The sequence below is a fragment of the Rhodococcus koreensis genome, assembly GCF_900105905.1.
GTDB classification, from domain to species: domain Bacteria; phylum Actinomycetota; class Actinomycetes; order Mycobacteriales; family Mycobacteriaceae; genus Rhodococcus_F; species Rhodococcus_F koreensis.
Genome location: NZ_FNSV01000005.1, coordinates 1996592 through 2009841, shown reverse-complemented (window position 1 = coordinate 2009841; position 13250 = coordinate 1996592). Strand labels below are relative to the sequence as shown.

The 13250-nt window shown below is 67.4% G+C and carries 14 protein-coding genes and 1 pseudogene; 11 read left to right on the top strand and 4 right to left on the bottom strand.

The window, feature by feature from the left end:
• Position 1 precedes the first annotated feature (1 nt).
• From BLV94_RS14080 to BLV94_RS14065, 4 genes are all read left to right on the top strand, one after another.
• Positions 2–1342: a MadS family sensor histidine kinase gene (locus tag BLV94_RS14080; RefSeq protein WP_072948392.1), complete on the top strand. Its 1341-nt coding sequence runs from the start codon at positions 2–4 to the stop codon at positions 1340–1342.
• Positions 1339–2025: a MadR family response regulator transcription factor gene (locus tag BLV94_RS14075; protein ID WP_072948394.1), complete on the top strand. Its 687-nt coding sequence runs from the start codon at positions 1339–1341 to the stop codon at positions 2023–2025. Before BLV94_RS14080 ends, BLV94_RS14075 begins: the two co-directional genes overlap by 4 nt.
• A gap of 71 nt (positions 2026–2096) precedes the next feature.
• A complete protein-coding gene (locus BLV94_RS14070; RefSeq protein ID WP_072948396.1) occupies positions 2097–3032 on the top strand; it encodes an ABC transporter ATP-binding protein in 936 nt (311 codons plus the stop codon).
• Entirely contained in the window at positions 3029–4693 is a 1665-nt protein-coding gene (locus BLV94_RS14065; protein ID WP_072948397.1) for an ABC transporter permease, read from the top strand. Before BLV94_RS14070 ends, BLV94_RS14065 begins: the two co-directional genes overlap by 4 nt.
• 57 nt (positions 4694–4750) lie before the next feature.
• Here BLV94_RS14065 and BLV94_RS14060 read toward each other — a convergent pair whose 3' ends face one another.
• Positions 4751–5011 carry a putative immunity protein gene (locus BLV94_RS14060; protein WP_341866518.1) on the bottom strand — a complete coding sequence of 87 codons (261 nt, stop codon included), beginning with the start codon at positions 5009–5011 and terminating at the stop codon, positions 4751–4753.
• A gap of 202 nt (positions 5012–5213) precedes the next feature.
• On the opposite strand from BLV94_RS14060, the gene istA reads away from it, so the two are divergent.
• Positions 5214–6752, top strand: coding sequence for an IS21 family transposase (istA, locus tag BLV94_RS14055; RefSeq protein ID WP_072951755.1), 1539 nt, complete (start codon positions 5214–5216; stop codon positions 6750–6752).
• Positions 6753–6813: 61 nt separating this feature from the next.
• Positions 6814–7578, top strand: a complete 765-nt coding sequence (istB, locus tag BLV94_RS14050) for an IS21-like element helper ATPase IstB (RefSeq protein WP_074933444.1) — start codon at positions 6814–6816, stop codon at positions 7576–7578.
• A gap of 189 nt (positions 7579–7767) precedes the next feature.
• Here istB and BLV94_RS50875 read toward each other — a convergent pair.
• Positions 7768–7926 (bottom strand): annotated as a pseudogene (locus BLV94_RS50875) (antibiotic biosynthesis monooxygenase); the annotation flags it as partial.
• A 50-nt stretch (positions 7927–7976) separates the two neighbouring features.
• Here BLV94_RS50875 and BLV94_RS52095 point away from each other — a divergent pair.
• Both BLV94_RS52095 and BLV94_RS14040 read left to right on the top strand, forming a co-directional pair.
• Entirely contained in the window at positions 7977–8612 is a 636-nt protein-coding gene (locus tag BLV94_RS52095; protein ID WP_371851568.1) for a DUF6226 family protein, read from the top strand.
• Between the two features lie 49 nt (positions 8613–8661).
• Complete coding sequence (locus BLV94_RS14040) at positions 8662–9936, top strand: HNH endonuclease (protein WP_371851569.1); 1275 nt, start codon at positions 8662–8664, stop codon at positions 9934–9936.
• Here BLV94_RS14040 and mftM read toward each other — a convergent pair.
• Positions 9882–10766, bottom strand: a complete 885-nt coding sequence (gene mftM / locus BLV94_RS14035) for a mycofactocin oligosaccharide methyltransferase MftM (protein WP_072945579.1) — start codon at positions 10764–10766, stop codon at positions 9882–9884. The genes BLV94_RS14040 and mftM overlap by 55 nt on opposite strands.
• 38 nt (positions 10767–10804) lie before the next feature.
• Positions 10805–11428, bottom strand: a complete 624-nt coding sequence (gene mftR / locus BLV94_RS14030; RefSeq protein ID WP_072945581.1) for a mycofactocin system transcriptional regulator — start codon at positions 11426–11428, stop codon at positions 10805–10807.
• A gap of 133 nt (positions 11429–11561) precedes the next feature.
• Here mftR and mftA point away from each other — a divergent pair, with 133 nt between their 5' ends.
• The 3 genes from mftA to mftC are packed head-to-tail and all read left to right on the top strand — an operon-like array spanning position 11562 to position 13234.
• Entirely contained in the window at positions 11562–11657 is a 96-nt protein-coding gene (gene mftA / locus BLV94_RS14025; RefSeq protein ID WP_005573048.1) for a mycofactocin precursor MftA, read from the top strand.
• A gap of 2 nt (positions 11658–11659) precedes the next feature.
• The gene (gene mftB / locus BLV94_RS14020; protein WP_167372162.1) at positions 11660–11962 is read left to right on the top strand and encodes a mycofactocin biosynthesis chaperone MftB; all 303 of its coding nucleotides are present in this window, start codon (positions 11660–11662) and stop codon (positions 11960–11962) included.
• A gap of 36 nt (positions 11963–11998) precedes the next feature.
• Positions 11999–13234, top strand: coding sequence for a mycofactocin radical SAM maturase (gene mftC / locus BLV94_RS14015; RefSeq protein ID WP_072945585.1), 1236 nt, complete (start codon positions 11999–12001; stop codon positions 13232–13234).
• Positions 13235–13250: the final 16 nt, after the last annotated feature.

Genomic DNA, 13250 nt, shown 5'->3' with positions numbered 1-13250 from the left:
CATGAACGCCCCGGACCTGTCGACGCTTACCGGACTGCGGTCCGGCAAGCCGACGTTCTACCCCCAATATCGCGGCGCCGCAGAACGTCTCGAACGTGTCGTCCACGCACTGGAACTCATCTCGCGTGCCCTCGTCCGCACGGTGGAGGGCCCCGAGACGCTCATCTGCGCGGTCGCCGAGGCGGCCCGGGCGCACCTGGATGCGCAATGGGTCGCGTTTGCCCTCGCCGACGGCATGCTGCCCGACGCAGGCCCGCGCCGGCTGGTACTGGGACCGGACGCGACGCCGTTCCTCGTCGACAACGTCGAGGGCCCACCGCTGCCGGACGAGGTGGTGACGTGTCTGGCCGACATCCGGTCCGCGCGCACTGGGGGCGCTCCCGTCATCGACACGCACCATGCCTTCGTGCCGATCGTCCTCGAGGGCGGCGTCGTGGGAGCCTTCGCGGCCTGGACGGCTGAGCACCGCACACTCGACACCACCGACGGCGCAGTTCTCAGCATCCTGGCGAGCCAGACCGCCGTGGCACTGCAGAATTCGGCGCTGTACCAACGCGGCCAGCTGCTGCTCGAACGGGCCGAGCACGCGTACTCGGAGGCGCGTCGAAACGCGTCCGATCTCGCGGTGCGCAACGCCGAACTCGAATCCACCCAGCGTCAACTCGGAGCGGCCCACCGGCACCAGGTGCTCGACGAGGAACGGCACCGGATCGCCCGCGAACTCCACGACAGCGTCACCCAGGCGGTGCTGTCGGCCGGCATGCAGATCGAGGTGTGCCGGAGCGGTGTCCCGGACGAGGAGCGCAGCGAGAGGCTCGATCTCGCAAAGGAATTGACGCGCCGCGCGGTGGAGCAGTTGCGTTCGGCCATCTACGCGCTCAACCACTCCGGCGGTTCCGACCGGACGTCCCTGCCCGAGATGCTCGAGCAGCTCGGGGTGGTGCACATGCCCGACGAACTCGCGGTCACCGTCCGCGTCGGCGGCACACCCGCGGAGCTGTCCAGCGAACGGGAACACGCGCTGCTGCGGATCGCCGGCGAGGCGCTGTTCAACGCGGCGGTCCACGCCAACGCGACGCGCGCCGTCCTGCGGCTCACGTATTCGGCCGACTCGGTGCTGCTCTCCGTGGCCGACGACGGGAACGGAGACCCGAAGCGGATGCGCCTGATGCTGCGGATGGCGGCGAACAACGACCTCGACGGGCACCACCGCGGGTTGGCGAACATGCAGGCCCGGGCAGCGGAGCTGGGCGGCACTCTCGAGGTGGCGCGGGCCAGGATCGGCGGAGTCCGGGTGGCTGCCCGCATTCCGTTACATTCCGACAGTGAGGTGGACCGATGACCATACGAACCTCGGTGCGTGACCAGACCGGGTCCGCCCGCCCCACGTCGGTGGTGAAGCTCGTGCTCGTCGACGACCACGCGATACTCCGGCAGGGTTTGCGCTCCGTCCTCGAACGGGAACCGGATCTCGAGGTCGTCGGCGAGGCATCGTCCAGTCAGGAGGCGCTGGCCGTCGTCGGTGACGTCGCCCCCGACGTCGTGCTGATGGACCTGAAACTGTCGGCGGCCTCCGACTACGAGGGGCTGGCACTGTGCGCCCAACTGTCCGCCGCGGACGGCACGATGGGGTTGCTCGTGCTCACGACGTTTCTCGACGAACAACTCGTCGTTCGCGCCATCCACGCCGGCGCCCGCGGATACGTCGTCAAGGACGTCGACACCACCGAACTGGTGCGCGCCATCCGTGCCGTGTCCCGCGGCGAGAGCGCCTTCGACTCCCGCAGCGCCTCCGCGGTGATCCGCTCGCTCAACGGTCAGACGACCCCACGTGAAGGGCTCACCGAGCGCGAACTCGAGGTCCTGCAACTCCTCGCCAAGGGGTTGTCGAACGCGAAAATCGGGGAGCGGCTGTTCATCTCGGCCACGACGGTGAAATTCCACGTCAGCAACATCATGCGCAAACTCGACGTCGGCCGGCGCGCCGAGGCCGTCTACGAGGCGGGCAAGCTCGGCCTGATCTGATCCGGCACCGCCGCGGCCGCGACCGCGGAAACCCGTCGTGACCACCCGCGAACCGGCGTAGCGTCCCCACCATGGCTGCGATCTCGGTGGAGAATCTCGTCAAGACGTTCGGTCCGACCCGCGCACTCGACGGCCTCGACCTCGAGGTGGGAACGGGGGAGGTGCACGGATTCCTCGGGCCCAACGGGTCCGGCAAGTCGACGACCATCCGGGTACTGCTCGGCCTGCTGCGTGCGGACTCGGGGACCGCCACCCTCCTGGGCGGCGACCCGTGGCACGACTCGGTGTCCCTGCACAGACGGCTCGCCTACGTACCCGGTGACGTGAACCTGTGGCCCAACCTCACCGGCGGCGAGGCCATCGACCTCCTGGCCGGATTGCGCGGTGGGCTCGACGAGCCCCGGCGCGCGGAACTGCTCGAGCGGTTCGAACTCGATCCGACGAAGAAGGCGCGCACGTACTCGAAGGGTAACCGGCAGAAGGTCGCACTGGTGGCCGCGTTCGCGTCGGACGTCGAACTGTACGTGCTCGACGAACCGACGTCGGGGCTGGATCCGTTGATGGAGTCGGTGTTCCAGGATTGCGTCGAGGAGATGTCGGACGCGGGGAAGACCGTCCTGTTGTCGAGTCACATCCTCGCGGAGGTCGAGGCGCTGTGCGACCGGGTGAGCATCATCCGCGAGGGCCGCACCGTGGAGACCGGCACGCTCGCGGAACTGCGGCACCTCACGCGCACGTCGATCACCGTCGAGACACAGCAGCCGGTGACCGGACTGGACGCCGTCGAGGGCGTGCACGACGTGCGGGTCGACGGCCTGCACACCCGATGCGAGGTGGACACCAGTGCGATCGAGGGCGTGCTGCGCCACCTGCTGTCGTTCGGGGTTGCGTCGCTGACGTCGACGCCACCGACACTGGAGGAGTTGTTCCTGCGGCACTACGGCGACGAACTGGCCCGGGAGGGTGAGAACCACCGGCGCGCCGAATCCGGGACACGGACGCGATGAGCACGGTGACGACGCCGGAGACCACCGGGCGCGGCCAGTACGCGGGAACCCCACGGCTCGTGCGGCTCGCCCTGCGCCGCGACCGCATCCAACTGCCGGTATGGTTGCTCGCTCTCGCCGCACTGCAAGCATTCTCGGCGTCCAGTGTGCTCGGCCTGTATCCCACGGAACCCGACCTGCGCAGTTTCGCGATGGCTACCGCGGCGTCGCCGGTCGCGCTCGCCACCAACGGTCTCGTGTCGGGGTACAGCGCCGGCGCCGTGCTCGCCTGCCAGATCGTCATGCCGATGTCGCTGGCCGCCGGCCTGATGACCACCCTGCTGGTCGTGCGGCACACCCGTCAGAACGAGGAGACCGGCCGCGCCGAACTCGTCGAGGCGGCCGTCGTGGGCCGGAAAGCACTGCTCACCGCGGCCCTGGTGGTCGCGGTCGGTGCCAACCTGACTCTCGGACTGCTCAACGTCGTCGTGCTGGTCGCGGCGGGTCTGCCACTGGACGGGTCGGTGGCTCTCGGCGCGGCCGTCGCCGGTGTCGGCATCGCGTTCGCGGCGATCGCCGCGGTGACCGCCCAGGTGACGGACAGTGCCCGCACCGCCAACGGACTGGCCGGGGCCGCCCTGGGCATCGCATTCCTGTTGCGCGCCGTCGGCGACATGACGGGCACGGTGACGGAAGACGGCACCCGGGTCGTCAGTGGCTGGCTGACGTGGCTGTCGCCGATCGGCTGGGCCGAACAGGTCCGCCCCTACGACGACAACGCGTGGTGGGTGCTGGCGTTCCCCGCCGTTTTCGCGCTGGTCGTCGGTTCCGTCGGCTTCGCACTCACCGAACGCAGGGACGTCGGCTCCGGCCTCGTGCCGACCCGCCCCGGCCCTGCCCGCGCGTCCCGTTCACTGCCGACGGCCGTCGGATCGGCGTGGCGGATACAACGGACGATCCTGTTCTGGTGGGCATTCGGGATCGCCGTCCTCGCCGTGGTGTACGGCGCGATCGCAGACCAGATCGACGACTTCCTCGGGGAGGGTCAGCAGGTCGCCGACATGATGGAACAACTCGGTGGCGGCACCACCGACATGGTCGACGCCTACTTCGCCGCCATCTTCGGCATGATGGCGATCGCGGTGGCCGGCTACGCGGTGCAGGCGCTGCTCCGAATGCGCGGTGAGGAGGCGGCGGGGCGACTCGAACCCGTTCTGGCGACGGCGGTCTCGCGTCCGCGGTGGATGCTGGCGCACGTCGGCCTGGTCACGGTGGGCATCGTCGTCCTGCAGGCACTGACCGGGGCGGCGACCGGCCTCGCGTACGGTCTCGTGACCGAAGACGTGCCGGGAAAGGTCGTGAGCCTCACGGGGGCCGCCCTCGTCTTCGTGCCGGCGATCGGGGTGGTCGCGGCATTGGCGGTGCTGGCGTTCGGCGGCGTGCCCGCCTGGTCGGCCGGGCTGTCCTGGGGCGTGCTCGCGATCTGCCTGATCTTCGGATTCCTCGGATCGCTGCTCGGGCTTCCGCAGACGGTCCGCGACCTGTCGCCGTTCACACACGTCCCCGCCCTTCCCGCCGCGGAAGTGACGGCCGCTCCGCTCGTCTGGCTCGCGGTGATCGCCGCCGTGGTGAGTGCGGCCGGAGTGGTGCTGTTCCGCCGGCGAGACCTCACGAATTCTTAGCGGAACCGGGAGGCTGGGTCGACGGTCGGCGACGAAGGTCGGTGTCCAGCATGCGGATCAACTCACCGACCCGTCCACCGCCCCCGGTGCTAGATAGGCGGCGCCTGCCGCTGCCCACGCTGCCTCCCGAGCCGCCCCAGTGTTCGTGCCCTTGGCAGCCGCGAGCGCCGTCCACGCGGTGTCGCGCAGAGAATTCCCACGCTCATCACCCAGCGCGAACTCCCACGCAGCAGTGATCGCGTCTCGGGGCCGCGAGTCGTGCGGCTGATCGGCCTCGAATATCTCGAGCACCACCTCCGCGCACCCCGCAGCAAACATGGTCACCTCAGGATGTCAGCGGTCATGTAATTCCCCAGGTTGAGGGGTTTGTCCGTCACGTAATTCCCCACCCGGCCGTCACGTAATTCCCCACCCTGGGGCGTGTCGGCCGGGGCTGGGGTGCTGCTGCAGGTTCGCTCCTGACTGGGCCACCGACACGGGCCCGGGAAGGGGCCTGACGGTGGCAAGGAGAACGTGGACGATGATCGATCTGATGGAGTTGTTCCGGCATTGGGATGCCGGAAGGTCTCAGGTGCAGATCTCGACGGCCCTGGGAATCGACCGCAAGACCATCCGGAAATACCTGGCACCCGCGTTGGCGGCCGGGCTGACGCCGGGCGAGGGCGGCAAGTTCGACGAGGCGCTCTGGCGGGAGCTGATCGCCGGGTGGTTTCCGGAGGTCGGCGACCCAGCGGCGCGGGCGGTGACGTGGCCGGCGATCGCCGCGCACCACGACTGGATCGACGCGCAGCTGAAGGCGTCGGTGACGGTCGCGACGATCGCGCAACGCCTACGTGACGACCACGAGGTCGCGGTGTCTGAGTCGACGGTACGACGTTATGTGGCAGCGCAATTCGCCGATCAGGTGGCGGAGCCGAAGGTGACGGTGCTCCGGGGTGCGGTCCCTCCCGGCAACGAGGCTCAGGTGGACTACGGCAAGCTCGGGATGTGGCGGGATCCGGCCACCGACCGCCGGGTGGCGGTGTGGGCGTTCGCGATAATCCTGACCTGTTCGCGGATGCTGTTCGTGCAGCCGGTGCTGCGGATGGACCAGTCCTCGTGGTGCGCCTCGCACGTGGCCGCGTTCGAGTTCTTCGGCGGCACGCCGGCCCGGATCGTGTGCGACAACCTCAAAACCGGAGTGGACCGGCCGGATCTGTACGACCCGAAGATCAACCGCGCCTATGCCGAACTCGCCGCCTACTACGGGCTGCTGATCGACCCCGCTCGCGCCGGAAAACCAAAGGATAAACCCAGGATCGAGCGCCCGATGCCTTATATCCGCGATTCGTACTTCAAGGGCCGCGAGTTCACCTCGCTGGCGCAGATGCAGGACGCCGCTCTGGCCTGGTGCACCGACGTCTACGGTCGCCATAACCATCGTGGTCTCGACGGAGCGCAGCCGACAGCGGTGTTCGATGCTGTCGAAAAGCACCGTCTCACACCACTTCCACCGCGACCATTCGACCCGGTCCGCTACCAGGTCGGCAAGGTCGCCCCGGACTGTCACGTCAAGGCCGGCAAGGCCCTGTACTCGGTGCCCTGGCGGTTGATCGGTCAGCAAGTGCTGGTCCGCACCAGCGGCGACGTGGTGCAGATCTTCCACACCGAGCAGGTGGTCGCCACCCACGTGCTGCACCTGTCGGGGCGGTCGACGAACCCCGAGCACTACCCTCCGCACAAGATCGCCTACACGCTGCAGACGGTGTCCTGGTGCCGGGCGCAGGCCGAGCAGATCGGTCTCGGCGCCGTCGCGATCGTCGCCGAGTTATCGCAGGTCAACGCGCTGCACCGGCTGCGGGCGATCCAGGGCATCATCCGGCTGCGGGACCGCTACGACGACGCCCGCCTGGACGCGGCCTGCGCCCGCGCCCTCGAGGTCGGTGACCCCAGCTACCGCACCGTCAAGGGCATCCTCGCCGCCGGCACCGAACACGACGGACGGCCGGCACCAGCCCCCGCACCGGCGCCGGCATTCCTGCGCGGACCCGATGCCTTCGACACCGAACGCACCGCCTGAAGTGTTGAACGCTGCCACTGACACATGCTGCACACCAATTACTTTCACCTTAGGAATCGTCATGACCATTCACGACCCCAGCCTGCGGGCTGCGCTGAAAACGTTGAAGCTGACCGGGATGCTCGACACGCTCGATGCCCGGCTCGCCCAGACCCGGGACGGGCAGCTTGGGCACCTCGAATTCCTGCAAGTGCTGTGTGAGGACGAGATCGCCCGCCGGGAAACCGCGGCGCTGGCCCGCCGGCTGCGGCGGGCGAGGTTCGAGCAACGGGCCACGTTCGAGGACTTCGATTTCACCGCGAATCCGAAACTCCCGGCGGCGATGCTGCGGGATCTGGCCGCGCTGCGCTGGCTCGACGCCGGCGAGTCGGTCATTCTCTACGGACCCGTTGGAGTAGGCAAAACCCATGTGGCACAAGCTCTTGGGCATCATGTCGCCCGCCGTGGTGGGGACGTGCGGTTCGTCAAGTGCTCCCGCATGCTCGCCGATCTGGCCGGCGGCCATGCCGACCGCACCATCGGTCAGCGGATGCGGGAATACACCCGGCCGCTGGTGTTGATTATCGATGATTTCGCGATGCGTGAGCACACCACTACCCAGTCCGATGACCTCTACGATCTGGTTTCCGATCGTGCGATCGCCGGCAAACCCCTGATTCTGACGAGTAACCGCGCCCCGAAGGACTGGTATCCGCTGTTCCCGAACCCGGTCGTCGCCGAGTCCCTCCTCGACCGGCTGATCAACACCAGCCATCAAACCCTGATGGACGGACCGTCCTACCGACCCCGCAAACGACCCGGACACCGCACCGCCAGCGCAACTTGATCCGCACCCCGTCCGCTCGGGTTACCCTCGACTCAGCACGCCCGAGCATGGGGAATTACGTGACGGACACCCCTGGGGAATTACGTGACGGTCGACACTCAGGAAGATCCTGCTTGCTCAGAACGATCTCGCTCGCTTCCCCTGCCATGATTCCATTTTCGACCATCGGGGCTGTTCCGTACCGCGCGTTCAGGCTGTGCCTTCCCCGAACAGGGGTCGCACGTCGGCGACGTCGTACTCGGCTACCGACGCCGAGAGGATGTCCGCGCCTTGTTCGTCGCTGAGGCCGCTGCCTCGGAAAGTGTTGACCGCCGCTTGCGGCTCCCAGCGTTCGAAGACGTTGATGCGCGCGCCCGCGCCGCCGTCGGGGTCGCGGACGGTGGCGACTCTGGCAATTGGTGACGATCACTCCGGCTCAGCGGGATCAGGCTCCACTGGCGATCACCTTCACCTTATTTCCCGGTCTGTACCTGCGTGCGGGAGCGTGGCACGACTTCGCGATCCCGGCGTGTGGCTGCGACGCGTGCGACGAGGACGCGGAGTACGTTCTTCGCGAGCTGGCGGAGAATACGGAGGCGCTCACCGCCGGGCGGCTGTCCGAACGGATCACCGGCCGGCCCCGCGCTGTTCTCGAGTTCTCCTGGGAGGGCGACGATTGGAGCAGGCGCGGAATGAGGAGGCTGTCGGTGGCGGATGTGAACCAATTGCGCGCCCGGCCAGTCCAACCGCCGGCCGATGGCAACTGGCGGCCGCGACGGCGTGCGCCAGCCCAGTCGCGGTCAGCCTCTGGCCGCCGGCCATTGCGGCCCGGCCGGTGGCTGAGGACGAACAGCGGTGCTGCAGGGTGCGGGGTCCCGTCGTCGCCGAACCGGTCGGAATTCTCATTCGGTTGCGGCCGGCGATGTCGACGACCTTCCCGGGCCCGGCGCTGCCGCGTGATCAACACGTGGTTCCGGTCGAAGGGAGATAAGTCGAACGCGCACCTATTTGACCGGCACGTCGGAACCCATTGCTCGGGTCGCGTTTGGTTGTAAAATCGAACAAAGTTTCGAATGACTTTGGGGGAGGTCGGTTGTGGGGGCAATGCTTCTCGAGGAATTACGCGCATTCACGGCGCGGTTGCAATGTGCCGAGGCGGCGAGTGGCGACGCGGGATTGGGCATCGATCTGCTCGATGCGATCGAGGCGTTGAAGTCGGTCGGGTGTGCGGTGCAGGCGGTGATCACCGACGATGTCGCGACGAGTATCCGTGCCGACCGTAGGGCTCGGCGACTTCCGCAGTCCGAGTGGGGTCGGGGTATTGCGTCGCAGATTGCGTTGGCGCGCAGGGAGTCCCCGAACCGTGGCGGTAGGCATCTGGGTTTCGCGCAGGCTCTGGTGCACGAAATGCCGCACACCCTTGCCATGTTGCAGACCGGCCGGCTGAATGAATGGCGTGCGACGTTGTTGGTGCGGGAGACGGCATGCTTGTCGGCGGCCGATCGGGCGATCGTGGATCGCCAGTTATGTTCGAACCCAGCTACTCTCGTCGGCGTCGGCGACCGCGGTCTGATCGCGCGGGCCAAAGCCCTTGCGGTGGAACTCGACGCCGCCTCGGTCGTGGCCCGGCACCGCAAGGCCGTGTCCGAACGACGGGTTACGACACGTCCGGCCCCGGATTCGATGGCCTATTTGAGTGTACTGATGCCGGTCGAACAAGCCGTGTGCCTGCAGGCCACGCTGGGTCGGGATGCGGACAGCCTGATCGCGACCGGGAAGGGTGGTGGGCGCACCCGCAATCAAGTGATGGTGGACTTGTTGTTCACGCGTGGCACCGGAGCCGACGTGGCGTCGGGTGTTCCGGTGGCTGTGAACCTTGTGATCTCGGACGAAACACTCCTCGCCGGCGGTCACGAGGCTGCGCAGCTGCATGGGTTCGGGCCGGTGCCGGCGGGGATCGCTCGGCAGCTGGTGGCCGATGCGGTGGATTCGGACACCGAGGTGTCGTTGCGGCGAGTGTATGCGTGCCCGCAGTCGGGGGCGCGGACGGCGATGGAATCCCAATCCCGCATGTTCCCGAAGAGTCTGAGAAAGCTGATCGACCTGCGGGATCAAACGTGCCGCACGCCCTGGTGTGATGCCCCGATCCGCCATCACGATCACATCCGCTCACACGGCAAGTCGGGTGCCACCAGCGCGGACAACGGGTCCGGACTGTGCGAGGCCTGCAACTACGCGAAGGAAGGCGACGCCTGGACCGCCCGCCCGGTACGCAACCCCGGCCGCACCCACCTCATTGACCTCGGCACCCCGACCGGGCACCACTACCGCTCGGCAGCGCCACGGCTGCCAGCGCCCGCGCACCTCCGAGCGTCATGAGGAGGTCGGCAGTCGATGACGAGCCAGCCGCCGTGGTGCTCGAACACCTCGAATGGGCGTCCCGTCGATTCGCCGAGTTCGGTGAGCGACGGGGTGTCGAAGGTGCGGATGTGTCCGTGGCAGGCCGTTGCCTCGTCCTCGTAGGGGACGGCGACGACAACCCGTTCGCGGGCAACGCGGAGGGCCTCGGATATCACTGCGGCACCGATGTTTTCGTCGACGTGCTCGAGGAGGTGGATGGCGGTGACGGTGTCTGCGCTGTCGTCGGGGACCGGCACGTGCGCGGCGTCGCACACGAGGGTGCGCAGTTCGAGTCCGAGTTCCGGTGCCACGGCGTCGAGGAGGGTCATGGTGCCGGGGAGGATGTCGGTTGCCGTGACGGACCGCCCGGCGCGGGCGAGTCGCAACGGGAGGAAGCCGAAGCACGACCCGAGGTCGAGGACGGAACCGCGGACCAGTTGTTCCGCCTTCTCGTGGATCGGTGCGAAGTCGGCGGTGCCGTCGAGCAGCTCGCCGAGAGAGTTGCGGTAGTAGGCGGTCCACGCGTCGAGTGCGCCGTCGACGGTGGAGCGCACCAGTCCGACCATGGTCGATTCGAACTCGCCCTGACCGAAGTCGGCGTCCTCGATGGACGCGGTGACCGAGGCGACGAGTCGCTCGCTCAGATCCTCGGGTGTGAGGGCGTGCGTGACCCGCAACCGGTCGCCGTCGCGGGTGAGGGTGAGCGGCCCGTCCGTGACCCGCTCGACCGTGACGTGACCGTGTGACCACAGTCCGGGTTCGCACGGAGCGAGAGAGTCGAACGCGGGCGTGTCGAGAGTGGAAGTCATTCGAAGCAACCTTGCCGAGAGGTGATGGCGGGCGTGGGTCAGGTCCGGGTGTCGGGCTCGCCGAGGGAACTCAGCCCATCGTAGAGCGATTGCATGCCGCTGGCGAGTAGTTCGTTCAGTTCGAGCGAATCGTCGTCGAGCCACTGCTCGTACGCCGACATCGCAACGCCGAGTAGAAGATAGCCGACGGTCCGTGGAACGTGGTCGGTCGGTGAGACTCCGAGCCGGCTCGCGACGTACTCTGCGATTACGTTGCGCCACCCTTCGTACATCACCACCGAATACGCCTGCAGCGCGGGCACGCGCAGGATCAGCCCCATGCGTTTGCGGTGGTTGACTTCCTCGCTCTCGGGAAACGCGTTGAACTGCAGGAGTGCTGCGGTGAGTCCGTCGACGATCGGGATGTCGCCGGGTTGCGCGGCGAGTTGGGCGCGCATTTCGGCGAGGTGGGCGTCGAAGTCGCCCCACGGGATCGCGTTCTTGGACGGGAAGTAGCGGAACAGGGTGCGGCGGGCGATGCCGGACGCTTCGGCGACTTCGTCGACGCTGGTGGCGTCGAAGCCCTGTTCCGTGAACAACTCGATCCCGACGGTGCTGATCCGATCCTGCGTCGTGGACGGGCGTCGCCCTATCCGACTGGATGGTTTTCGACGACTTCTCAACTTTCGTACCCTCCCGAGCTGTCATTCTGCACTCGATGCCATTACAGTGGTGAGGCGAGTCACAGGAATGGTCACCTATGACGGGGAACATCCCTCCGGCTCGCGCCGTATCACCGAACAGTAGGAGGAAATCATGTCGGATCGCGACAACAACGTGCTGGAAAACGACTTGGTCGAGGAATCCCTGGTGGAAGAGGTCTCGATCGATGGCATGTGCGGCGTGTACTGATCATGTCCGCTCCAGCATCTGCTTCAGTGACCGGCAACGCCGGTATCGATCTCGATGTGGGCTGGAAGCTTCATCCGCAGGTGGCGCTGCGTCCCGAACCTTTCGGGGCGCTGCTCTACCACTTCGGGACGCGCAAACTGTCGTTCCTGAAGAACCGCACGATCGTCGCGGTGGTCGAATCGCTTCCCTCACACGCCGACGCCCGGTCCGCACTGCGGGCGCAGGGTATCGGGGACGACGCGGCCGCGCAGTACGCGCGAGCGCTCGGCACGTTGGCCGAGTCGCACATGATCGTCCCCGCCTGACCAGCTCTCTTCACCCCGTACCAGAGGACACAGCCCATGACCTCCATGCTCGAAAGGCCTTCCGCGGTGACAGCCCCCGTCGCTCCGGTCGGCCGCCTCGTCGACCAGTTCGAACTCGGTCTCGACGCCCCGATCTGCCTGACCTGGGAGTTGACCTACGCGTGCAACCTGTCGTGCGTGCACTGTCTGTCCTCGTCGGGCCGGCGTGACCCGCGGGAGCTGAGCACCGAGCAGTGCAAGTCGATCATCGACGAACTGCAGCGCATGCAGGTGTTCTACGTGAACATCGGTGGCGGTGAGCCGACGGTTCGTTCGGACTTCTGGGAGCTGGTCGACTACGCGACCGCCCACCAGGTCGGGGTGAAGTTCTCCACGAACGGGGTGAAGATCGACAAGAAGGTCGCCGCCCGGCTCGCCGCCAGCGACTACGTCGACGTGCAGATCTCCCTCGACGGTGCGACGGCCGAGGTCAACGACGCCGTCCGTGGTCCGGGTTCGTTCGCGATGGCGGTGCGGGCGCTCGAGAATCTCTCCGAGGCCGGGTTCAAGGACGCCAAGATCTCCGTGGTGGTCACCCGGCACAACGTGTCCCAGCTCGACGACTTCAAGGCGCTGGCCGACAAGTACGGCGCCACCCTGCGCATCACCCGGCTGCGACCGTCGGGGCGCGGCGCGGACGTGTGGGACGAACTGCATCCGACGCAGGCGCAGCAGCGCGAGCTGTACAACTGGCTGGTCGCCAACGGCGAGGGCGTGCTCACCGGTGACTCCTTCTTCCACCTGTCCGCCTACGGCGACGCGTTGCCCGGCCTGAACTTGTGTGGTGCCGGCCGGGTGGTGTGCCTGATCGACCCGATCGGCGACGTCTACGCGTGCCCGTTCGCGATCCACGACCAGTTCCTCGCCGGAAACATCGTGGCGGACGGCGGTTTCCAGCAGGTGTGGCAGACGTCGGAGCTGTTCCAGGAGCTGCGGTCCCCGCAGACCGGCGGCGCGTGCAGTAAGTGCAACCACTACGACTCCTGCCGCGGCGGATGCATGGCCGCGAAATTCTTCACCGGGCTGCCGATGGACGGCCCGGACCCCGAATGTGTGATCGGCAACGGCGAACTGGCGTTGGCTGCCGCGGGGGAGATCCCGAAATCCAGTGTCGACCACTCCCGCACCGGCCAGCGCCGGACTCCGCGGGCGCCGGTTCCGTTGACGCTGATGGTGCGTCCGCCGGCCAAGATTTGTGACGAGAACCCGCTTGCGGGCATGGACCAGACGTAAGTCGTCTGCCAGGTAC